Source organism: Mycolicibacterium xanthum (genome assembly GCF_019710635.1).
GTDB lineage: Bacteria > Actinomycetota > Actinomycetes > Mycobacteriales > Mycobacteriaceae > Mycobacterium > Mycobacterium xanthum.
In genome coordinates this window covers 57,501-78,110 of record NZ_JAIFZS010000050.1, presented here as the reverse complement: position 1 = coordinate 78,110, position 20,610 = coordinate 57,501, and the positions used below count along the sequence as shown (strand labels likewise).

At 68.0% G+C, this 20,610-nt stretch carries 17 protein-coding genes and 1 pseudogene; 6 read left to right on the top strand and 12 right to left on the bottom strand.

Going from position 1 to position 20,610, the window contains the following annotated elements:
* Nucleotides 1–3: 3 nt before the first annotated feature.
* From JDV09_RS19465 to fadD5, 8 genes are all read right to left on the bottom strand, one after another.
* Nucleotides 4–1,149 (bottom strand): virulence factor Mce family protein, encoded by a 1,146-nt coding sequence (locus JDV09_RS19465; protein WP_221370777.1) that lies wholly within the window; start codon nt 1,147–1,149, stop codon nt 4–6.
* Between the two features lie 3 nt (nt 1,150–1,152).
* Nucleotides 1,153–2,787, bottom strand: a complete 1,635-nt coding sequence (locus tag JDV09_RS19460; RefSeq protein ID WP_221370776.1) for a virulence factor Mce family protein — start codon at nt 2,785–2,787, stop codon at nt 1,153–1,155.
* Between the two features lie 12 nt (nt 2,788–2,799).
* Nucleotides 2,800–4,368 (bottom strand): MCE family protein, encoded by a 1,569-nt coding sequence (locus JDV09_RS19455; RefSeq protein ID WP_221370775.1) that lies wholly within the window; start codon nt 4,366–4,368, stop codon nt 2,800–2,802.
* Nucleotides 4,365–5,396 (bottom strand): virulence factor Mce family protein, encoded by a 1,032-nt coding sequence (locus tag JDV09_RS19450; RefSeq protein ID WP_221370774.1) that lies wholly within the window; start codon nt 5,394–5,396, stop codon nt 4,365–4,367. Before JDV09_RS19450 ends, JDV09_RS19455 begins: the two co-directional genes overlap by 4 nt.
* Nucleotides 5,393–6,625 (bottom strand): MCE family protein, encoded by a 1,233-nt coding sequence (locus JDV09_RS19445; protein WP_221370773.1) that lies wholly within the window; start codon nt 6,623–6,625, stop codon nt 5,393–5,395. The genes JDV09_RS19450 and JDV09_RS19445 overlap by 4 nt, the downstream gene beginning before the upstream one ends.
* Before the next feature lie 5 nt (nt 6,626–6,630).
* A complete protein-coding gene (locus JDV09_RS19440; protein ID WP_221370772.1) occupies nt 6,631–7,500 on the bottom strand; it encodes an MlaE family ABC transporter permease in 870 nt (289 codons plus the stop codon).
* A 1-nt stretch (nt 7,501) separates the two neighbouring features.
* A complete protein-coding gene (locus tag JDV09_RS19435; RefSeq protein ID WP_221370771.1) occupies nt 7,502–8,299 on the bottom strand; it encodes an MlaE family ABC transporter permease in 798 nt (265 codons plus the stop codon).
* 210 nt (nt 8,300–8,509) lie between these two features.
* Entirely contained in the window at nt 8,510–10,189 is a 1,680-nt protein-coding gene (gene fadD5, locus JDV09_RS19430; RefSeq protein ID WP_221370799.1) for a fatty-acid--CoA ligase FadD5, read from the bottom strand.
* Between the two features lie 144 nt (nt 10,190–10,333).
* Between fadD5 and JDV09_RS19425 the strand changes: the two genes are divergently transcribed.
* On the top strand, nt 10,334–11,020 hold the full coding sequence (locus JDV09_RS19425) for a GntR family transcriptional regulator (RefSeq protein ID WP_221370770.1): 687 nt from the start codon (nt 10,334–10,336) through the stop codon (nt 11,018–11,020).
* Between the two features lie 6 nt (nt 11,021–11,026).
* Here the strand turns inward: JDV09_RS19425 and JDV09_RS19420 are convergent, their stop codons facing one another.
* The 3 genes from JDV09_RS19420 to JDV09_RS19410 form a co-directional block, all read right to left on the bottom strand.
* Nucleotides 11,027–11,467, bottom strand: a complete 441-nt coding sequence (locus JDV09_RS19420) for an SRPBCC family protein (protein ID WP_221370769.1) — start codon at nt 11,465–11,467, stop codon at nt 11,027–11,029.
* A 234-nt stretch (nt 11,468–11,701) separates the two neighbouring features.
* Nucleotides 11,702–13,498 (bottom strand): acyl-CoA dehydrogenase, encoded by a 1,797-nt coding sequence (locus tag JDV09_RS19415; RefSeq protein WP_221370768.1) that lies wholly within the window; start codon nt 13,496–13,498, stop codon nt 11,702–11,704.
* 6 nt (nt 13,499–13,504) lie between these two features.
* A complete protein-coding gene (locus JDV09_RS19410; protein WP_221370767.1) occupies nt 13,505–14,164 on the bottom strand; it encodes a TetR/AcrR family transcriptional regulator in 660 nt (219 codons plus the stop codon).
* A 151-nt stretch (nt 14,165–14,315) separates the two neighbouring features.
* Between JDV09_RS19410 and JDV09_RS19405 the strand changes: the two are divergent.
* A pseudogene (locus JDV09_RS19405) lies at nt 14,316–14,423 on the top strand (CAP domain-containing protein); the annotation flags it as partial.
* Here JDV09_RS19405 and JDV09_RS19400 read toward each other — a convergent pair.
* Complete coding sequence (locus JDV09_RS19400; protein WP_221370766.1) at nt 14,408–14,854, bottom strand: hypothetical protein; 447 nt, start codon at nt 14,852–14,854, stop codon at nt 14,408–14,410. The pseudogene JDV09_RS19405 and the gene JDV09_RS19400 overlap by 16 nt on opposite strands.
* Before the next feature lie 374 nt (nt 14,855–15,228).
* Between JDV09_RS19400 and JDV09_RS19395 the strand changes: the two genes are divergently transcribed.
* The 4 genes from JDV09_RS19395 to JDV09_RS19380 all read left to right on the top strand — a co-directional run bounded on the left by JDV09_RS19395 (nt 15,229) and on the right by JDV09_RS19380 (nt 20,562).
* On the top strand, nt 15,229–16,761 hold the full coding sequence (locus tag JDV09_RS19395; protein ID WP_221370765.1) for a Re/Si-specific NAD(P)(+) transhydrogenase subunit alpha: 1,533 nt from the start codon (nt 15,229–15,231) through the stop codon (nt 16,759–16,761).
* A 5-nt stretch (nt 16,762–16,766) separates the two neighbouring features.
* Nucleotides 16,767–18,206: a Re/Si-specific NAD(P)(+) transhydrogenase subunit beta gene (pntB, locus tag JDV09_RS19390; protein WP_221370764.1), complete on the top strand. Its 1,440-nt coding sequence runs from the start codon at nt 16,767–16,769 to the stop codon at nt 18,204–18,206.
* 236 nt (nt 18,207–18,442) lie between these two features.
* The gene (locus JDV09_RS19385) at nt 18,443–19,750 is read left to right on the top strand and encodes an acyl-CoA dehydrogenase family protein (RefSeq protein WP_304620418.1); all 1,308 of its coding nucleotides are present in this window, start codon (nt 18,443–18,445) and stop codon (nt 19,748–19,750) included.
* Complete coding sequence (locus JDV09_RS19380) at nt 19,750–20,562, top strand: tyrosine-protein phosphatase (protein WP_255605648.1); 813 nt, start codon at nt 19,750–19,752, stop codon at nt 20,560–20,562. Before JDV09_RS19385 ends, JDV09_RS19380 begins: the two co-directional genes overlap by 1 nt.
* Nucleotides 20,563–20,610 lie beyond the last annotated feature (48 nt).

Genomic DNA, 20,610 nt, shown 5'->3' with positions numbered 1-20,610 from the left:
CGCTCACTCACCCCTTTCCACCAACGGGCCGCCCGGCACCGAGTGCGCGTTCGGGGTGAAGCGCACATCCGGGATCATCGTGTTCGGGTCGCGGCCCCACGCCTGCTCGAGCGCACGCAGCATGCCCGAGATTCCGGTGCCGCTCAGGAACCCGTTGTCGATGCCCGACAGGGTCAGGTCGATGTTCACCGAGGAGTTGATGTAGTCGCCGCGGATCGCCTTGTCCACGTTCTCGATGGAGTACGGCGCGGTCAGAAAGATCTTCAGCGCGCCGAGCAGGTACGGACCGGCCTTGCCGAGCTCGCGCAGCGGGCGCTGCAGGTTGGCCAGGTTGGTGTGGATGTCGTCGCTGGCCGGGGCCAGGGCGTCCTCGGCCGCGTTGCTGATCCGGCCGAGCGCCTCGACGGCGTCGGCGAACAGGTCGCGGGTGTCGGCGAAATGCTGGATCAGCGGCGGGAACTCCGTCAGCACCGCATCGAGAGTGTCATTGCGCTGCCCGACCACGGCCAGCAGCCGGTTGGTGGAGTCGATGGCCCGGGTGATGTCCTCGCGCTGGGCGTTGAGTTCGGCGGTGAACGTGTCCAGCCGCCCCAGGAAGTCCCTGATCTGGTCGGCGCGTCCGTTGAGCACGTTGTAGACCTCGGTCTGGATGGTTTCCAGGTTGGACACGCCGCCGCCGGTCAGGATGGTGGCGATGCTGGCCAGCACGCGTTCGGTGGTGGGGAAGGCCGAGGCGTTCTTCAGCGGGATCGTGTCACCGGACTTCAGCAGCTGCGGCGACGGGTCCGGCGGCAGGTCCAGCTGGATGTGCTGGGAGCCCAGCAGGCTGGTCTGGCCGATCCTGGCCAGCGCGTTGACCGGCAGCTTCACGCTCGGCTCGAGGTCGAGCGTGAGGACCGCGACCCAGTTCTTCAGCTCGATGGACCGCACCCGCCCGACGTACACGTCGGCGACACGGACCCGGCTGTTCACGTTGAGCGCCAGGGTGTCCGGCATCTGGACGTAGATCGTGGTGTGGTCGTCGCCGGTACCCGGACCGCCGGGCAGCGGCACGTTCGAGATGCCCTTCCACGACCCGCACGAGGTCAGCACCAGCGCCGCGACGCCGAGTGCGGCGGCGCGGCGGGTCAGTGTGCGTAGCTTGCCCACGGGTCAGCCTCCTGCCTCGGCCGGCAACAGGGGTCCGGCCGGCGCGGCCGGGGCCGGAACGGCCGCAGCGGGCGCGGCGGGCGCGATGGCACCCAGCGGGTCGCCCGCGAGCACGCCGGGCGCCGGGCCCGGCGGCGGCGCGGGCTGCGGATACCACGGGGGCGGCAGCGGGCTGGTCTCGTTGTAGGCGTCCGGCGGGCCGGGCAGCCTGCCGTTGTCGACGCCGAATGCGGGCGGGGCCGGCGGGGCGACGATGTCGGGCCCTCCCATCAGCTCGGACAGCGACTCCGGGGTGAGCATGTTCGCGGTGAACGGCTGTACCTCGACGCCCTGCATGCCGGGTGCGACCACCCAGCCCGGCTCGTGGTTGCCGTGCGACCACAGCGTGTCCCGGGAGAAGATGCCCGGCACGGTGGTGTCCTTGTAGCCGGGCGGCGGCTGCAGCCGCGGCTCGGAGTAGGCGATCTGCTTGGGCAGCGTCATCGCGGTCTGCAGCTGGTTGGCTCCGAACGGCAGGTAGTTGAACTTGATCGCGTCGAGGATCGGGCCGAGATACTCCGCGCACAACTCCGCGGACTCCTGATAGCCCAACCGGCTGCCGGCCTGGATGGCGCTGCAGATGAACTGCATCGGGTTGGCGAAGCTGGAGATCACCGGCAGGCTGACGATTCCGCCCGAGTTCGGTGCGTTGATGTTCATCAGGTTCGCCGCCACGTTGGGGTAGGCGTGCAGCGCCGTCTCGAGACCTTCGCGCGCGTCGGGCTGCAGGATCGCGGTGGTCACGTCGGCCAGGTTGTTGACGTCGTGGGCCAGCACGCCGCCGTTCTCCTCGATGAAGCCCCGGGTCGTGGTGAGCAGCTGGTCGAGGTCCTGGACCGCTTGTGCCACCTCGCGGTCGGTGTTGGTGAACGCGTTGGTGAACTGGGCCAGTTGGTTGTTCAGGGCGACGAATTGCTGGTCGCTCTTGTAGAGCGCGTTGACGAACAGCGCCAGGCTCTTCACCACGCTGAAGAAATCGCCGCGTCCCTCGTTGAGCGCGAAGAGCGCCTCCGAGAGCCCGGTCAGCGTCTTGTTCAACTGCTGGCCCTTGCCGGCGAACCCGTCCGCGGCGGATTCGATGATGTCGCCGAACGGGCCGCGCGGCTGCTCGGGTGTCGGGCCCAGGTCGGTGAGCAGCCTGCTCAGCGAGTCCCGCAGGTCGTCGTACTCGACGGGCACCTGGGTGCGGTCGAGTCCGAGGACCGCGTTGTTCTCCAGCACCGGCCCGCCGGTGAAGGGGGGCGCCAACTGGATGGTGCGCGAGGCGACCAGGCTCGGGTTCAGGATCGACGCCGTGGCGTTGGCCGGCACCTTGTACTTCTTGTCGTAGTGGAACGTGACCCGCATCTTGTCGCCGGCCGGCTCGATCTTGTCGATGCTGCCGACCTTCACACCCATGATCTGGACCCGGTCGCCGGGGTAGAGCGCCAGGGTCTGGCTGAAGTAGGCGACGACGGTGTTGGTGGTCATCTTCTTGTACAGGTTCCACCCGAGCAGCCCGCCGACGATAGCGAGGACCAGCACCAGCGCACCGACGATCACCGCCGTGCGTGCCGCACCCGACAGCCGCAGGTTGCGGATGTTGAAAACCGTTGACATCTGCTCGCCCCCCTAGCCTTGCGATCCCGGCGGGAGGAACGGCGGATTGCCCGGCAGCAGCGGCTGGCCTGCCGGGGCCGGCATCGGACCGGGTCCGGGCACCGCGGGAGCCGGCAGCGCGGGCGGCAGCGGAGCGATGCCCGGGGTGAAGTCGGGCGGCGACGGCTGCGGGTCCAGCGGGACGGTTCGGGCGCCGACCGGGGCGGGCGGCAACGGGGTGACCGCGCCGGGGACGTTCGGGGACAGCTGTCCGGGGATCGCCGCGGCGGGCACTCCGGGAGAGGGCTGCGGACCGTGCGCGTTCGGCGCCGACGCGGCGACGTTCGGCGGTGCGAAACCACCGGGAACCGGGCCGTACGGCCCCTGGGTGAGTGCGGCGCACGGCAACGGGTTCTCCGGTCGCGGCAAGCCGTCCGCGGGTGGGGTGTAGGAGCACGGAGAGCCGGGCGGCACGGCCGGGCCGGGATGCTCGGGGGTGCCCTCGATCGGGGTCGGCGCGGGCGGTGGCGCACCGTTGGCGAAGCCGGTGCCGTTCGGGTCGGGGAACCGGAACGCCGGCAGGCCGGCGTTGCGCCAGAACTCCTCGGGGTCGATGCCGCGCTTCTTGAACGCCGCGTCGACGAACGGCTGCAGGATCCAGTACGGCGCCAGGTTGACCAGCAGCACCTTGAAGTAGGGGCCCGACGCGAGCGCCTCACCCAGCGAGACCATGAACTTCGACAGCGAGGACAGCGTGTCGGCGAGATCCTGCTTGCGCTCGGCCAGGATGTCGGTGATCGTGCGGGTCTGCTCCAGCACGTGGTTGAGGTTCGGGTTGTCGTCGATGAAGCCGCGGACCTGATCGGAGAACTTCGCGACTCGTTCCAGCAGTTGGCCCACGGCGTAGTTGCGCTCGTTGATCGCGGCCAGCAGCGCCTGGGCGTTGACGAACAGATCGTTGATCTGCTCGCTGCGGTTACCGAGCACGCCGGCGACCTTGTTGGCGTTGGCCAGCAGCTGCTTGATCTGGTCGTCGCGCTTGCCGATGGTGTCGGAGAACCTGGCCACCCCATCGAGAGCCGCGGACAGATGCGGGGAGGTCTCGTCGATGGTCTGCGACAACACGTTCAGCGAGTCCCGCACCGTCTTGGTGTCCCATTTCGACGTGGAGGTGCTGACGTCGAAGAACGCGTCGTAGATCTGATACGGCGTGGTGGTCTGGCCGAGCGGGAGAACGCCGTTGGCCCGCAATCGATCCGTACCGCGCGGCTCGATCTCGATATTGCGCCTGCCCAGGATGGTGTCGGTGCGGATCGCCGCCCGGCTGTCGGTACCGATCTCGGTGCCGTTCAGCGAGTAGCCGATGACGACCCGGTCACCGTCGATGTCGAACGAGCGCACGTTGCCGACGTCGACACCGGCGATCCGCACGTGGTCACCTGCATTGAGTCCGCCGGTGTCGGAGAACTCCGCGTAATACGTCGGCTGGGCGAACAGCATCGGGACACTCGCGAAGCTCTGCCCCACCCCGATCACCAGGACCACGATGATTATTCCCATCAACCCGCTGCGAACCCGGGTCGAACCCTCCAGAACTCTCATTTCGGCATGCACCTGCCCGTGGGCTGGCTCCACACCTTGACGGTGCGGACCGGTCCTCCCGGCTGCAATCCGTTGAGCTTCAACGTGATATCGCAGGCGTAGAAGTTGAAGAAGTCGCCGTAGATTCCACCCGAGCGGCCGATTATCCTCAGTGCCTGGGGCAGCTTGACCAGCAGGGCGTCGAGCTTGTCGGAATCCTCGACCAGCGGTTGGCCCAGCACCTCGAGACGGCTCACCGTGCTCTGCAGCACCGGCCGGTTGTCGGCGAGCAGATCGGCGATCGTGCCTGCGGCGTCACTGATGTCGGCAACCGACGCGGCGATCGGGTCGGCCCGGTTCTTCAGGCCGGTGATGAGCGTCTCGAAATTCTGGACGGTCTCGTCGAACTGCTGTTGGTGTTTGACCGTCGTGTCCAGCACGGTGTTGAGGTTCTTGATCACCTCGCCGATCGCCTGGTCACGATCGGCGAGGGCCGACGTCAGCGACGCGGTCTGGTCGAGGATGTCGCTGATGGTGCCGCCTTGGCCCTGGAACACCGTGATCAGCGACTGCGCGATGGTGTTGACCTTGTCGGCGTCCAGCGACTGGAAGACCGGACGGAAGCCGCCGATCAGTGCGTCGAGGTCCAGCGCGGGCTCGGTGCGCTCGATCGGAATCGTCGATCCCGCAGGGAGTTTCGTGTTGCTCTCGCCGCGTTTGAGCTCCAGATAGCGGTCGCCGATGAGGTTCAGATAGCGCACCGACGCGGTGGTCTCCTCGAAGAGCTCCAGCGACCGGTCGACGTTGAAATCGACCTTGACCTGGTTGCCGCCGTCGATCAGGGTCACATCGGAGACCTTGCCGACCTCCACTCCGGAGGCCCGCACGAACTGGCCCGCACGCAGGCCGCTGGCGTTGGAGAAGATCGCCGTGTAACCGGTCGTCCGGTCGAACCGGATCTGTCCGAACACCACGATGATGATCGCGGTGAACAACAGCAGCACCAGTGAGAAGGCGCCGAGCTTGATCGCGGTACCGGTGATTTTCATGGGTTGATCGTGTTCTCCCCGACTTGACGCCCCCAGACGTACTCGGTGAACAGCGGCTGGCCGAGTTCCATGTGGTTGTACGGGGCGATCGATGCGCCGGTGTCCATCACCAGGTACGGCGCCGGCCACAGATCACGGGTGACGGGCTGCCAGCATCCCGGGCGTCCCTCCGGTCCGCCCTTGGCATTGACCCGCGGCAGATTGTCCGGGTAGACGTACGGGTTGCCGGCACCCAGGCCGAGCACCTCCGAATGGGTGCGCAGCGAGTAACCGTTGCCGCCCAGTGAATCTGCGATCAGCGGTTCGGCGTCGTGGTAGTTGCGGAACATGCAGAAGAACTCGGGGCTGTACTTGTCCAGCAGCGCCGTCGTCGGCACCAGGTCCGCGGCGCCACGGGTGAGATACGGTCCGCCGCGCTCGAAGACGTCGCCGCCGGTGTTGCCGAAACCGACCGCCGCCATCAGCGCCTGATCGACGTTGCCCTGCTGCTCGTTGAACGTGCGCGCGGTGGTCACCGCGTGCTGCAACCCGTCGAACAGATCGGGCGCCGAATCTGCGTAGATCCCACCGAGATCGGCCAGCAGTTGGTTGTCCCGACGGATCTGCGGCATCTGGGGGTTGATCTCGGAAAGGATCTGGTTGCCGTTGATGATCGACTCGCCGAATCGGTCGCCGAGCCCGTCGAGAGCCTGCGCGGTGGCCGTCAGCGTCTGGTTCAGTTTGATCGGGTCGACCTGTTCGGCCAGCGAGACCACGGTCTCGAACAGCGTGTTGAACTCGGTGGTCACCGACGTCACGTCGATCACATCGCTACTGGTGATCCGTTGCGCGGCAGGGTTCTCGGGCGTGGTGAACGAGATGTACTTGTTGCCGAACACGGTGGTGGCGGTGATGTTGGCGTCGACGTTCTTCGGGATCAGGCTCAGATACTTCGGATCGATCTCGAGCAGGATCTTGGCCTTGGGCTCGTCACCCACGTTGACCTGTTCGACCTTGCCGACCCGGCCGATCTCCACGCCGTTGTAGGTCACCTTGGCCCCGGGATCCATCGACAGGCCGGCGCGCGCGGACAGCAGCGTCAGCTGTTCGCGTTCCATCCACGGCGCGGTGCCCCGGAACTGCAGATACACCACCACCACCACGATGATCGCCAGAACGGCCAGCGCCAGCCCGGCGATCTTGTACGGCGGCTCACGCCTGGTGTTCAGCGGCTTCTGCGGGTCCGACATGGCCGCTACACCGTCAGGTTGAAGTTCGGGTTGACGCCGTAGAGCGCCAACGAGGCGAACAGAACCACACACACGATCGCGACCAGCGACGCCCGCATCGACCGGCCGACCGCCTCACCCACACCGACCGGACCGCCGCTGGCGTAGAAGCCGTAGTAGCAGTGGTTGAGCATGACGATCACCGAGATGATGACCGCCTGCACGAACGAGAAGAACACGTCGTCGGGACGCAGGAACGTCCGGAAGTAGTGCTCGTAGGTGCCGACCGACTGCCCGTAGAAGAGCGTCGTCGTCACCTGCGCCGACAGGAACGACATGATGATCGCCATCGCGTAGAGCGGGATTATGACGATGAATCCGGCCACGATTCGGGTCGAAACCAGATACGAGATCGACTTGATGCCCATCACCTCGAGCGCGTCGATCTCCTCGCTGATCCGCATCGCACCGAGCTCGGCGGTGGCACCGGCGCCGACGGTGGCCGCCAGCGCCTGCCCGGCGACGACGGGGGCGGCGATGCGCACGTTGATCAGGGCGGCGAAGAAGCCGGTGAACGCCTCGACGCCGACGTTGCCGAGCGACGCGAAACCCTGGATCGCGACCAGCGAGGAGCCGGACAGTGTGACGAAACCGACGATGGCGACGGTCCCGCCGACGACGGCCATCGCGCCGGTGCCCATGCCGATCTCGGCGATCAGCCGGAGCATCTCCCTGCGGTAGTACCGCACGGCATGGCCGATCGAACCGACCGCCGTGACGACGAACCACGCGATGTGGCCCAGCGAGTCCAGGCCACGGCCCGGCGCTCCGGCCCATTTCTCGGCTGCGGCGACCCCGCGGGGATACCTCGAGCGCAGAACGGCGATGGTCGACATGTCAGTTCCCCGTTCCGAACCGCACGCCGATGGTGGTCAGCACGACGTTGACCGCGAACAGTGCGATGACGCACAGCACCAGCGTCTCGTTGACGGCGGTGCCCACGCCCTTGGCGCCGCCGGCCACGGTGAGTCCGCGGTAGCAGCCCACCAACCCGGCGATCAGGCCGAACGTGGCCGCCTTGACGATCGAGATGACCACCTCGGGCAGGCCGGTGATCAGCGTCAGCGTGGAGACGTAGGCACCGGCCGACACGTTCTGCAGGTACACGCCGAAGATGAATCCGCCGACCAGGCCGACGGTGATCACCGCGCCGTTGAGCAGGATCGCGACGAACGTCGACGCGACCACCCGGGGCACCACCAGGCGGTGAATCGGATCGATGCCCAGCACCTCGAGCGCGTCGATCTCCTCCCGGATGGTGCGGGCACCGAGGTCGGCGCAGATGGCGGTCGAACCCGCGCCGGCCACCACCAGCACGGTCACCAGGGGCCCCAGCTGGGTCACCGCGCCGATCGCCGCGCCCGCGCCGGAGACGTCGGCGGCGCCGAACTCGGCGAGCAGGATGTTCAGTGTGAAGATCAGCAGCACGGTCAGTGGGATCGCCACCGCGAGGGTGGGCAGGAACGCGACCCGCATCAGGAACCAGCCCTGCAGGATGAACTCACGCCACTGGAACGGCGGCCGCAACGTGGCCTTGCCGACGAGGACGCACATCCGGACGAAGCCGCCGACGGCCTCCAGGGCCGGCCTGCTCTGGTTGCGGATGTAGCCGGACAGATTCGTCGTGCTGGTCACCGGCGCCCCCCGGCGACCATTGCCCGGCCGAGGTAGCACACCGGCAGCATCTGTCGCACGCTCCCTTCCAGCCCCGGCCCCATCCCTGTGAGCTCAGCCCCGCTACCGGCGGGTAGTGAGACAGACCACAGGACTGTACCCGATCGGGTGGTCGCGATGTACCGCATCGGCGGGATTGATATCTTCACCGCTGGCAAACCGGCCCCCCCGTCATCGGTCCCGTCGACTTCCCGCTGAAACCGTTGGCGTAGAGGAACTTTCGTCCACCTCAACAGATTGTTCACCGCCGAACCGCACCCTCAGCTCGGTCTTGAGAACTTTGCCGGCGGGATTGCGTGGAAGCGTGTCGAGGATCTCGACGGCCTTGGGGTGCTTGTATCGCGCCAGCCGGTCGCCGAGGAATTCGCCGAGATCCGCCGGGCCCAGCGGGCGCCGGGGGGCCGTCCCCGGCGAACTCTTGAGCACCACCACAGCAACCGGCACCTCGCCCCACTTGCGATCGGCCCGCCCGATCACCGCCACCTCGACGATGTCCTGGTGAGCGGCCAGCGCGTTCTCGACCTCGGCGCAGTAGATGTTCTCGCCGCCGGAGATGATCATGTCCTTCTTGCGGTCGACCACCCAGATGTAACCGTCCTCGTCCTGCCGGACCAGGTCGCCGGAGTGGAACCAGCCGCCCGCGAACGCCGCGGCGGTGGCCTCGGGGTTGTTCCAGTAGCCCGCCATCAATGTCGGAGCGCGATAGACGATCTCGCCCACCTGGCCGACGGGGACGTCGTTCATCTCGTCGTCGACGATGCGCGCGGACACCGTCGGGATGACCCTGCCCACCGACCCGAGCTTGTGGATGGCGTCCTCGCCCAACAGCATGCAGGTCACCGGCGACATCTCGGTCTGGCCGAACGCGGCAAGGATCTGGGCGCCCGGGAACGTCTCCGACATCTCCCGCAGCAACGTGTCCGAGGCCGGCGCGGCGCCCCAGGACAGCACCCGCAACTGGAGTTCGCGGGGGTTGGCCCGCTGTTCGGCACACACCGCCTGCCATTGGGCGGGCACCAGGAAGATCCCGGTGACCTGCTCGGCCTCCAGCACGTCGAGCAGTTCGCCCGGCTCGAAAGCGCCCAGTGGGTAGATCACGGTCGGACGGCCCAGTAGCAGTCCGAAGATGGTGTTGCCGATGCCCGCGATGTGGAACAGCGGGACCCCGACGAACCCGATGTCGTGGTTGATGTCGGCGCCGATGGTGAACAGGTGCGTCATCGCCTGCCCCGCCAGGTTGTTGTGGGTTAGCACCGCCCCCTTCGGCCGGCCGGTGGTCCCCGACGTGTACATGATCAGCGCGGGTGAGTCGTCGGGGATGTCGACCGGGTCGGCGGCGGGCCCGTCCTCACCCAGCAGACGTTCGTAGTCGAGCACTCCGTCGTTGGCGGTGTCGGCAGTGGCGCCTGCGACGACCACCGTCGCCAACGTGTGGTCGAGTTCCCGCACGGCGGTGGCGACCTGGGCCAGCACCGGTTCGGTGATGATGACGTGAGCCCGGCAGTCGGACACCAGGAATGCGATCTCGGCCGCCGTCATCCGGAAGTTCACCGGGACCGCGATCCCGCCGAGCTTGTTGATCGCCAGGAACGATTCGATGAACTCCGGGCGGTTGAGCATCAGGATCAGCACGCGGTCGCCGTCGCCGACACCCCGGCGGTGCAGTGCAGCCGCCAGCGCCGAGACCCGCTCATCGAGTTGGGCCCAGCTGGTGCTCTTGCCGAGGAATCGCAGCGCGACGGCATCCGGCTGCATCAACGCGTGCCGGCTGAGCTGATTGGCCCAGTTCTGGCGCCGGGCCAGGTACGGCTGCTCGGTGGCCTGGCCCAGCGGGGCGGCGGTATTACTCAACGTCTCCTGCTCCGGGTCGGGGGTTGCGGGCAGCTGATATGTGATCAAACATTGTGTTGCCACGGTCACACTATGACCCCGGCGGGTATCAGACAACCTTTATGGCCGACACGCCAGACACGCCGGAAGGGGCCGCGGAATCCGATGAACGCCCCAGTGGGTTCGCGGTCGCCGGGTGTTCTGCGCCGCGAACAGCTCTCCGACGAGGTGGCCGCCCGGCTGCGCTCCGACATCATGACGGGCGTGCTGCGGCCGGACACCTTCATCCGGCTCGACGAGACCGCCGCCCGGCTGGGCGTCAGCATCACCCCGGTGCGCGAGGCCCTGCGCACCCTGCGTGGCGAGGGCATGGTCGAGCTCGAGCCGCACCGGGGTCACCGGGTGGTCCCACTGACCAGGGGCGACATCGAGGACATCTTCTGGCTGCAGTCGACGATCGCGCGGGAACTGGCCGTCGCGGCGGCGCACCGCATCACCGACGGGCAGATCCAGGAGTTGGAGTATCTCAACGAGGAGATGTCCGACGCGGTGGCGCGAAGCGACCCGGACGGAATCGCCCGGTGTGAGTTCGCCTTCCACCGCGCGTTCAACAGGGCCGGCGGACGGATCAAACTGGCCTGGTTCCTGTTGCACGCGGCCCGCTACCTGCCGCCGCAGCTGTTCGCGACCGATCCGGCCTGGGGTGCCGCCGCGGTGGCCTGCCACACCAAACTGATCGAGGCGCTGCGCCGCCGCGATGTCGACGCCGTCGTGACGTTGACCGAGGAACAGTTCAGCGACGGCCTGGCCCGGTTGCTGGCCTGGCTGGAACAGGCCGGGCTGTGGACCTGAGCCGGATCAGCTGGCCGCGAGCTTCTCGGCGCGCGCCTTGAGGTTGTCGGCCAGATAGTCCAGCGTGTCGCCGATGGCTTTCTTCACCATCGGCTTGGGGATCGGCATCGCGGTCTCGACGTCGAGGTCGACGGTCAACAGCGACGTGGGCCCGATCGGCACCACCGAGAACTTCTGTTCCTGCTTGGCGAAGAGATCGCCCTGCTGCAGCACCGTGTAGATCTGGTTCTCGCCGGGGTAGTAGACGGCGGTGATGAACGTCCCGGACTGGCCCTGCACCACGACGTCGAGCCGCAGCTGGCTGGGCCGCCCGTCGTTGTAGCGGGCCAACACCCAGCACCCCTTGATCTCCTCGTTCCACTGCGGGTAGCTCTCGAAATCGGCGACGATCGCCATGATCGTGTCGGCAGCGGCCGTGACCTCGACCGTCTTACTCACCAGCGGCATGGGCCGAGCATATCGACTGACGCCATGACCTCGACAACTCCCTCCGAAGCGCTTCCGGGCGTCTCGATTTCCGACCCTGCGCAGCCGGTTCCCGAAGGCGGTTCCCGTTTCGACAGCACCGATCTGGCCGAAGGACGAGCGTGGCCATCGGCCGCGAGGACGGCGGCTCCCACTTCGACGTGCCGGATTGAGCCGCGATCCGCGCGGCTGCGCTGACCGGGCCTTCCGGCGCCTTCAGAACCAGGCGTCGCGCATCTCCAGCGTGGTGCGGTCCAGGCTTTCCAGCAGGTCGAGTTGCGCTGCGGTCCTGGGCAATTCGTACCGGAAGAAGAACCGCGCGGCCTGCCGCTTGCCGTAGTAGAAGTCGCCGTCGCGCCCGGCACAGGCCAGCGCCTGCTGCAGCCACATCCACGCGACGGTGATGTGCCCGAACGCCTCGAGGTAGACGACGCTGTTGGCCAGCGCCGCCTCGACGTCGCCAGGGCCGAACATCGCGGCGGTGACCGAGACGAGCCGGCGCACCGAGGCGTCGAGCCGGGTGGCCATCTCCGCGGTGTCCCCGCCGAGCGCCTCGGCCGCCCGCACCGTCGTCCCGACCGCCGAGGCGAACTCCGCCAGCGCGGCACCGTCATGCGCAATCACCTTGCGACCCAACAGATCCAGGCTCTGTATTCCGTGTGTGCCCTCGTGGATCGGGTTGAGCCGGTTGTCCCGGTAGTGCTGTTCGACGTCGTATTCGCGGGTGTAGCCGTACCCGCCGTGCACCTGGATCGCCAGGTTGTTGGCCTCCAGGCACCACTGCGAGGGCCAACTCTTGGCGATCGGGGTCAGCAGGTCGAGCAGCAGGCCGGCGCGGTCGGCCTCGGCCGGCTTCTCGGCGCTGCGCTGGACGTCGACGAGGTTCGCGCAGTACAGCGCCAACGCCAGCCCCCCTTCGACGTACGCCTTCTGCGCCAGCAGCATTCGCTTCACATCGGGGTGCGCGATGATCGGCACCTGAGGGGCGGCCGGGTCCTTGGCGGTGACCGGCCTGCCCTGTGGGCGGTCCCTCGCGTAGGCCAGCGACTTGAGGTATCCGGTGTAGCCGAGCGCAACGGCGCCCATCCCGACACCGAGTCGGGCCTCGTTCATCATCCGGAACATGCAGGCCAGGCCGCGGTTCGGCTCGCCGACCAGGTAACCGACCGCACCCGCTTCGCCGCCGGGCCGGTGCACGCCTTCGCCGAAGTTCAGCACGGTGTTGGTGATGCCGCGCTGGCCCATCTTGTGGTTCAGCCCGGCCAGCACGACGTCGTTGCGCTCTCCGACCGCACCGTCGGCGCCGACCAAGAACTTCGGCACGACGAACAGCGAGATGCCCCGCGTTCCGGCCGGCGCTCCGGGGATCTTGGCCAGCACCAGGTTGACGATGTTCTCGGTCATCTCATGCTCGGCACCCGAGATCCACATCTTGGAGCCGAACAGCCGGTAGCAGCCGTCGGCGCGGGGTTCGGCGCGGGTGGTGATGTCGGCCAGCGAGGACCCCGCCTGGGTCTCGGAGAGCGCCATGGTCCCCGAGAACCGCCCGGCCAGCATCGGCCGCACGAACATCTCGATCTGTTCGGCGCTGCCGAACTCGGCGAGCAGGTTGGCGTTGGCGATGGTCAGCATCAGGTAGCCGGCCGTGGCGATGTTGGCCGCCGACAGCCACGCGAACCCGGCCTGGGCGACGGTCGCGGGCAGCTGCGCGCCACCGAGCGACTCGTCCATTCCCATGCCGAGCAGATCGGCGGCCGCGAAGGCGTCCAGCGCCTCCTTCACCTCGGGGATGACGGTGACGGTCCGACCGTCGAACGTCGGCTCGTGCGCGTCGCTGGTCTTGTTGTGCGGGGCGAAGTACCTCGTGGCCAGCTGCTCGCACAGGTCGAGCACCCCGTCGAAGGTCTCGCGGGAGTGCTCGGCGAAGCGCTTGCGCGCGGTCAGCTCCTCGACCCGCAGCCACTCGTAGAGCAGGAAGTCCAGGTCCCGGCGGGAGAGCAGCGTGGACCTCACGGTCGGCTACGCCGATGCGCTGCCGGCGGCCAGGTCCGCGCCCAGCGGCGAGGTCTGCCGGACTTCGTCGTCACGGATCAGGCCGCGCAGCAGCGCCGTGCTGAACTCGACCGCGATCTCCTGCGCGGTGCGCCGCCCGTGCGGGCGCAGCCACCGGTAGGAGCCCAGCGTCATGCCGATGTATCCCAGCGCCAGCACGTGCGAGTCGCACTCGTAGAACTCGCCGCTGGCGATGCCCCGGTCGATCACGTCACGCACATGCTCGTAGACCTGGGTTTCCTTCTCCCGGATGTAGGCGACCTGTTCCTCGGTGAACCACTCGGTGATGTAGGGGCCTTCCTGGAAGTAGACCGCGGCCCGCTCGATGTTGCCGGCGATGCCGACCAGCAGCCGCCGGGTGAAGTGGTAGATGGTCTCGCGCGCCGAGGCGGTCGGATCGTCGTGCAGCGCATCGACGGTGAAGTCCGCGGCTCCCTTGTAGATGTCGTAGAGGATCAGCGACTTGCTGGCGTAGTAGTGGTAGACGGTCGCCTTGTTCAGGCCGACCGCGTCGGCGACGTCGTCCATCCGGGTGCCGTGGTAGCCACGCGCGGCGAACAGCTTCGTGGCCACGGCCAACAATTCCTCGCGGCGAGACATCCCGTTGGTCGTGACGGTTTCAGACATGGCGACTCACTATAGGCAGGGCCCACCGCAGGGGGCAGTCTACTAACTGGTTGGTTCAGTCTAGGCCGTTGCCATGTTGCCGCGGGTGCTGTCGGTCTAGACTTGCCGGCAGCCGCCGTTCAGCGGGCGGAGACGGAGAGGTGGCGAAATGGACCCGAATCCGGACTACGACGCCAGCGATGAGCTGGAGTACGGCATCAACTGGTTCGCGTGGATCCTGCGCGGGGTGTATCCGCCGCCGTCCTATCCGCCGGTCTGAACGCCGCCCGTCTGAGCCTCGTCGCGCCGGAACCAGTCCGCGGGCCGGATCGTGCGCGCCTTCTGGACCGACTTCGTGACCCACTTCGTCGTCTCGTCCCGGGCCCGAGTGCCCTCCGTACGCGCCCGGGCAGCGACCTCGGCCGTCCGATGTCGTAGCTCGGCGGCCCGTTGCCGAAGCTCGGCGCGCCGGTCCCGCGGTGGAACCGGCTCGCAGTCGGGCGGCCACACGATCGGCGGTTCGGCGACGACGACCGCGGCATGCACCGTCGGCCGACTCTCCTCGCCGTAGCACTCCCCACACTTGCGGCAGCGCACTTCGTAACGCAGCATGCCGGAATACACCTCCGCAGAGAACTCGATGAAGACGTAGTCCGCCATCGACACACATCGCGGGCAGCGCGCCAGCCCGCGTTCGACCACCATGCTCATCTTTGTCATGGTGGGGTGCGGCCCCGGTGGGGCGCACCGGGGCGGCGGAACTCGATGCCGTATCGGTGCCGTTCCGAGATCCGCCCACCCAGGCCGCGGCAGCAGAACGCGCCACCGGACACATTCGTCGAAGTCGGAACACCCGGGGCCACTGTGACGTCTGTGGCGACCGTTCCGGCGTGGCGTGTCGTGTTCAGAAAAATTCCGGCGACCGCGCTCACGCTGGGCGGAGTCCCGCGCAGCAGCTTACGAGTGCGCGACAGATGCGCCTGACCTCTTACACTTGCATTTCCCAAACGTCCAAGACCAAGCAATGCCGGCGCCGGAAGCGCTCCGGCCGCACCGCGAGCAGAGCCTAGATCGGATCGAAATCGATGATCATCGGGATACCGAGAGAGTCCTCACCAGGTGAGACGCGCGTCGCGGCCACACCTGCCACGGTCAGCCAGCTGATCAAGCTCGGCTACTCGGTGGTGGTCGAGTCCGGCGCAGGTGCGGCGGCGAGTTTCTCCGACCAGGCCTTCACCGAAGCCGGCGCGGACGTCGGTGCCACCGAGCAGGTGTGGGCGGCGGATGTGGTGCTGAAGGTCAACGCGCCGACCAGTCCCGAGATCGCGGCGTTGCGCGACGGCGCGACCGTGGTGGGCCTGCTCTCCCCCGCGCTGCGGCCCGAGCTGGTCGAGGAGCTGGGTACCCGGCAGATCACCGCGTTGGCGATGGAGGCCGTCCCCCGCATCTCCCGCGCGCAGTCGCTGGATGTGTTGTCCTCGATGGCCAACATCGCGGGGTACCGCGCCGTCGTCGAGGCCGCGCACACCTTCGGCCGATTCTTCACCGGGCAGGTCACCGCGGCCGGCAAAGTGCCCCCGGCCAAGGTGCTGGTGGTCGGCGCCGGTGTGGCCGGACTGGCTGCGATCGGCGCCGCGGGCAGCCTGGGGGCCATCGTGAAGGCCACCGACCCGCGGCCCGAGGTCGCCGATCAGGTGCAGTCTCTCGGCGGCGAATACGTCTCGGTCGATCCGGCGGCGGCCGAGGTGTCGGCCACCGGCTACGCCAAGGAGATGGGCGAGGACTACAAGGCCCGCGAGGCCGCCCTGTACGCCGAGCTCGCCAAGGACGTCGACATCATCATCACCACCGCGCTGATCCCCGGTAAGCCGGCGCCGCGCATCATCACCGCCGGCATGGTCGCCTCGATGAAGGCCGGCAGCGTCATCGTCGACATGGCCGCCGGTAATGGGGGCAACGTCGAAGGCACCGTCAAGGACCGGGCTGTCGTCACGGACAACGGGGTGACGATCATCGGCTACACCGACCTGGCCGGGCGCCTGCCCGCTCAGGCCTCGCAGCTGTACGGCACCAACCTGGTGAACCTGCTCAAGCTGCTCACCCCCGAGAAGGACGGCCAGCTCACGCTGGACTTCGACGACGTGGTCCAGCGCTCGGTGACGGTGGTCCGCCACGGTGAGATCACCTGGCCGCCCCCGCCGGTGCAGGTGTCGGCAGCGCCCGCGGTCAAGGCCGCCGAGGCGCCGGTGGCCAAGCCCGAGAAGAAGCCCATGACGACGGGCCGCCGGCTGGGCATCACGTTCACCGCCGCGGCGCTGCTGTTCGCGTTGATTGCGCTGTCCCCGGCCGCGCTTCAGGTGCACCTGACGGTGTTCGCGCTGGCGATCGTGATCGGTTACTACGTCATCGGCAATGTGCACCACGCGCTACACACCCCGCTGATGTCGGTGACCAACGCGATCTCGGGCATCATCGTCGTCGGGGCGCTACTGCAGATCGGCCACGGCAACACCGTGATCACCGCCATCAGTTTCGCGGCCATCCTGCTCGCCAGCATCAACATCTTCGGCGGCTTCGCGGTGACCCGCCGCATGCTGGCCATGTTCTCGAGGAGCTAGCACCCATGCTGAGTCTGGAAACCACCGCGACCGCGGCCTACGTGGTCGCCGCGCTGCTGTTCATCCTCGCCCTGGCGGGGCTGTCCAAGCATGAAACCTCCCGCGCGGGCAACACCTTCGGCATCGCCGGGATGGCCGTGGCCCTGATCGCGACCATCGCACTGGCTCTGGCCCGCCACATCGAACCGGTCGGGCTGGGGTTGCTGGTCGGCGCCATGGTCATCGGCGCGGTGATCGGGCTGTGGCGGGCCCGCATCGTCGAGATGACCGGCATGCCGGAGCTGATCGCGTTGCTGCACAGCTTCGTCGGGTTGGCCGCCGTGCTGGTCGGCTGGAACGGATACCTGCACGTCGAGCGCGAGCTGGGCGGCGCCGAGGCGCTTCAGCTCGGCCGTGAAGGCATGCTCGGTATCCATTCGGCAGAGGTGTTCATCGGCGTGTTCATCGGTGGTGTGACATTCACCGGTTCCGTCGTGGCCAACCTCAAGCTCTCGGCGCGTATGAAGTCCGCGCCGTTGATGCTGCCCGGCAAGAACTTCCTCAACGTCGGCGCGCTGGTGGTGTTCGTCGCGCTCACAGTCTGGTTCGTCATCGACCCGCAGCTGTGGCTGCTGATTGCGGTCACCGTCCTGGCCCTGCTGCTGGGCTGGCATCTGGTCGCCTCGATCGGCGGCGGCGACATGCCGGTGGTGGTCTCGATGCTCAACAGCTACTCCGGCTGGGCGGCCGCGGCATCCGGCTTCCTGCTGGGCAACGACCTGCTGATCATCACCGGTGCGCTGGTCGGGTCCTCCGGTGCCTACCTGTCCTACATCATGTGCAAGGCGATGAACCGGTCCTTCATCTCCGTCATCGCCGGCGGCTTCGGTATCGAGGCCGGTCCGGCCGACGACACCGACTACGGCGAACCCCGGGAGATCACCGCCGAGAGCGCGGCCGAACTGCTCGCCAATGCCCACTCGGTGATCATCACCCCGGGCTACGGGATGGCCGTCGCCCAAGCCCAGTACGGCGTCGCCGAACTCACCCGGCGGTTGCGCCAGAGCGGCGTCAACGTGCGCTTCGGCATCCACCCCGTCGCCGGACGACTGCCCGGGCACATGAACGTGCTGCTGGCCGAGGCCAAGGTGCCCTACGACATCGTTCTGGAGATGGACGAGATCAACGACGACTTCGACGACACCGACGTCGTGCTGGTCATCGGCGCCAACGACACCGTCAACCCGGCGGCCACGGAAGACCCGAACAGTCCGATCGCCGGCATGCCGGTGCTCACGGTGTGGAACGCCCGCAACGTGATCGTGTTCAAGCGGTCCATGGCCTCCGGCTACGCCGGGGTGCAGAACCCGCTGTTCTTCCGCGAGAACACCCAGATGCTCTTCGGTGACGCCAAGGACCGCGTCGACGCGATCAACGCGGCGCTGTCGGTCTCCGCGAAGGTCTAGCGACCAAGCGAGAATTCCCACATCCGCACCTTTTGCAGGAAGTTGCTCGCACTTCTGCTGCAAAACGTGGGTGTCTGAGGCGGGCTCGGGTGCGCGGCGGTCGCACCCCCGGGAGACCGGGCGCACCGTCACCACCGGGACTGGCGAGTCGTCTGCGACCGCCTCTGCACACGGCCCTCCCCGGGCGGTGCACTCCGGGGAGGACCCGTCTTTACGGGTGTCATATCGTGACGGGCATGGACTTCGCGATGTCAGCCAAGGCGCAGGACTACCACGAGCGGTTGACCGATTTCATGACCGAGTTCGTGTTTCCGGCCGAGGAGTCGTACCACCGCTACCGCCTCGAGGCCGGCCCCGACGACCACACCGTCCCGCCGGTGGTCGAAGAGCTCAAGGTGCTGGCCAGGGAGCGGGGGCTGTGGAACCTGTTCCTGCCGTCGGTCTCGGGGTTGTCGAACCTGGAGTACGCGCCGCTGGCCGAGCTGACCGGGTGGAGCATGGAGATCGCCCCCGAGGTCACCAACTGCGCCGCCCCCGATACCGGCAACATGGAGACCCTGCACCTGTTCGCCACCGAGCAGCAGCGCAAGGACTGGCTCGAGCCGCTGCTGGCCGGCGACATCCGCAGCGCCTTCGCGATGACCGAACCCGCGGTGGCCTCCAGCGATGCCCGCAACATCGAGACGACCATTGAGCGCGATCGCGCGGGAAATGGGGACTACGTCATCAACGGGCGCAAGTGGTGGATCACCGGCGCGGCCGATCCGCGCTGCAGGATCCTCATCGTGATGGGCCGCACCAACCCCGATGCGGCCAGCCACCGGCAGCAGTCGATGATCCTGGTGCCCGTCGAGACACCAGGGGTCACCATCAGTCGTTCCCTTCCGGTGTTCGGCTGGCAGGACCAGCACGGCCACTGCGAGATCACCTTCGACAACGTGCGGGTGCCGTCGTCGAACCTGCTCGACGAGGAGGGTTCCGGTTTCGCGATCGCCCAGGCCCGGCTCGGGCCGGGCCGCATCCACCACTGCATGCGTGCCCTGGGCGCGGCCGAGCGGGCGCTGGCGCTGATGATCGACCGGGTGCAGACGCGGGTCGCCTTCGGCAGGCCGCTGGCCGAGCAGGGCGTGGTGCGCGAATCGATCGCCAAGTCGCGCAACGAGATCGACCAGGCCCGGCTGCTCTGCGAGAAGGCGGCGTGGACCATCGACCAGCACGGCAACAAGGAAGCCCACGTGCTGGTCAGTCAGATCAAGGCGGTCGCGCCGCAGGTGGCCTGCAACGTGATCGACCGCGCGATCCAGGTGCACGGCGGCGCCGGGGTGTCCGACGACTTCCCGCTGGCCCGGCTCTACAGCTGGCACCGCGCGATGCGCCTGTTCGACGGGCCCGACGAGGTGCACATGCGCACGATCGCCCGCGCCGAACTCGGCCGGGAGAAATCCGCCTTCGCGACGGCGGTGAACCGCCAATCAGACCCGGCGGCGAGCCGCCAATCAGGTCCAGCGCCGGACCGCCGATCGAACCCGGCGGTGACGGCCTGATGGTCCCCGGCGGGCCGGTGGACGGCGGGGAACTGTCGGGAGCCTGGAACTTCCGCGACGTCGCCGAGCAGACCGGTATCGCGCCGGGCCGGTTCTTCCGGGCCAGCGAGTTGTCCCGGCTCGACGAGGCAGGCCGCGCCGCGCTGGCCGACTTCGGCGTCACCGACATCGCCGACCTGCGCACGCTGCGCGAACTCGAAAGGCACGGCCCGGGCCTGGTGCCCGCCGGGGTGGACATCCACCACCTGCCGTTCGTCGAGACGGCCGCATCCGACGCGGAGGCCCCGCACGAGCACGCGTTCCAGCGGATGATGACCGACAAACCCGAGGACGAGTCCGTCGCCGATGCGGCGGCGCGCTACATGACCGAGGAGTACGGACGGATCGCGAGCGCTCCGCTGGCCCGGCGCGCCGTGCACCGGGTCATCACGCTGCTGGGTTCGGGCAACCGGGTGCTCGCGCACTGCTTCGCGGGCAAGGACCGCACCGGGTTCACCATCGCCGTGGTGCTGGAGGCCGCCGGCGTCCGGCGCGATGCGATCATGGCCGACTACCTGCGCAGCAACACCGCGGTGCCGCAGCTTCGGGAGAGCATTCTGGCGACGGTGCGCGAGCGCGCGGCGGAGTCTCCGGAGGTGCTGGAGATGGCCGAGGCCAGGCTCACCGAATCGGTGCTGGGTGTCCGGCCGGAGTACCTGGACGCCGCGCGCCGCGCCCTCGACGACGAGTTCGGCTCGCTGGCAGGCTATCTCGATGCCGCCGGGGTGACCGCCGAGGACCTGGCCCGGCTTCGTTCGACGCTGCACGGCTAGCCTCTCGCGTCGAGTTCTGCGGCACGGCGGCGCCGCAGGCGCCGCCGC

Bases quoted from the DNA above. Each gene is read 5' to 3' on its own strand.
- JDV09_RS19420 (WP_221370769.1), bottom strand. From the start codon at position 11,467: ATGCCGCTGGTGAGTAAGACGGTCGAGGTCACGGCCGCTGCCGACACG.
- JDV09_RS19400 (WP_221370766.1), bottom strand. From the start codon at position 14,854: ATGAGCATGGTGGTCGAACGCGGGCTGGCGCGCTGCCCGCGATGTGTG.
- JDV09_RS19450 (WP_221370774.1), bottom strand. From the start codon at position 5,396: ATGAAAATCACCGGTACCGCGATCAAGCTCGGCGCCTTCTCACTGGTG.
- JDV09_RS19395 (WP_221370765.1), top strand. From the start codon at position 15,229: ATGATCATCGGGATACCGAGAGAGTCCTCACCAGGTGAGACGCGCGTC.
- JDV09_RS19385 (WP_304620418.1), top strand. From the start codon at position 18,443: ATGGACTTCGCGATGTCAGCCAAGGCGCAGGACTACCACGAGCGGTTG.
- pntB (WP_221370764.1), top strand. From the start codon at position 16,767: ATGCTGAGTCTGGAAACCACCGCGACCGCGGCCTACGTGGTCGCCGCG.
- JDV09_RS19455 (WP_221370775.1), bottom strand. From the start codon at position 4,368: ATGAGAGTTCTGGAGGGTTCGACCCGGGTTCGCAGCGGGTTGATGGGA.
- JDV09_RS19445 (WP_221370773.1), bottom strand. From the start codon at position 6,625: ATGTCGGACCCGCAGAAGCCGCTGAACACCAGGCGTGAGCCGCCGTAC.
- JDV09_RS19410 (WP_221370767.1), bottom strand. From the start codon at position 14,164: ATGTCTGAAACCGTCACGACCAACGGGATGTCTCGCCGCGAGGAATTG.
- JDV09_RS19425 (WP_221370770.1), top strand. From the start codon at position 10,334: ATGAACGCCCCAGTGGGTTCGCGGTCGCCGGGTGTTCTGCGCCGCGAA.
- JDV09_RS19380 (WP_255605648.1), top strand. From the start codon at position 19,750: ATGGTCCCCGGCGGGCCGGTGGACGGCGGGGAACTGTCGGGAGCCTGG.
- JDV09_RS19440 (WP_221370772.1), bottom strand. From the start codon at position 7,500: ATGTCGACCATCGCCGTTCTGCGCTCGAGGTATCCCCGCGGGGTCGCC.
- JDV09_RS19460 (WP_221370776.1), bottom strand. From the start codon at position 2,787: ATGTCAACGGTTTTCAACATCCGCAACCTGCGGCTGTCGGGTGCGGCA.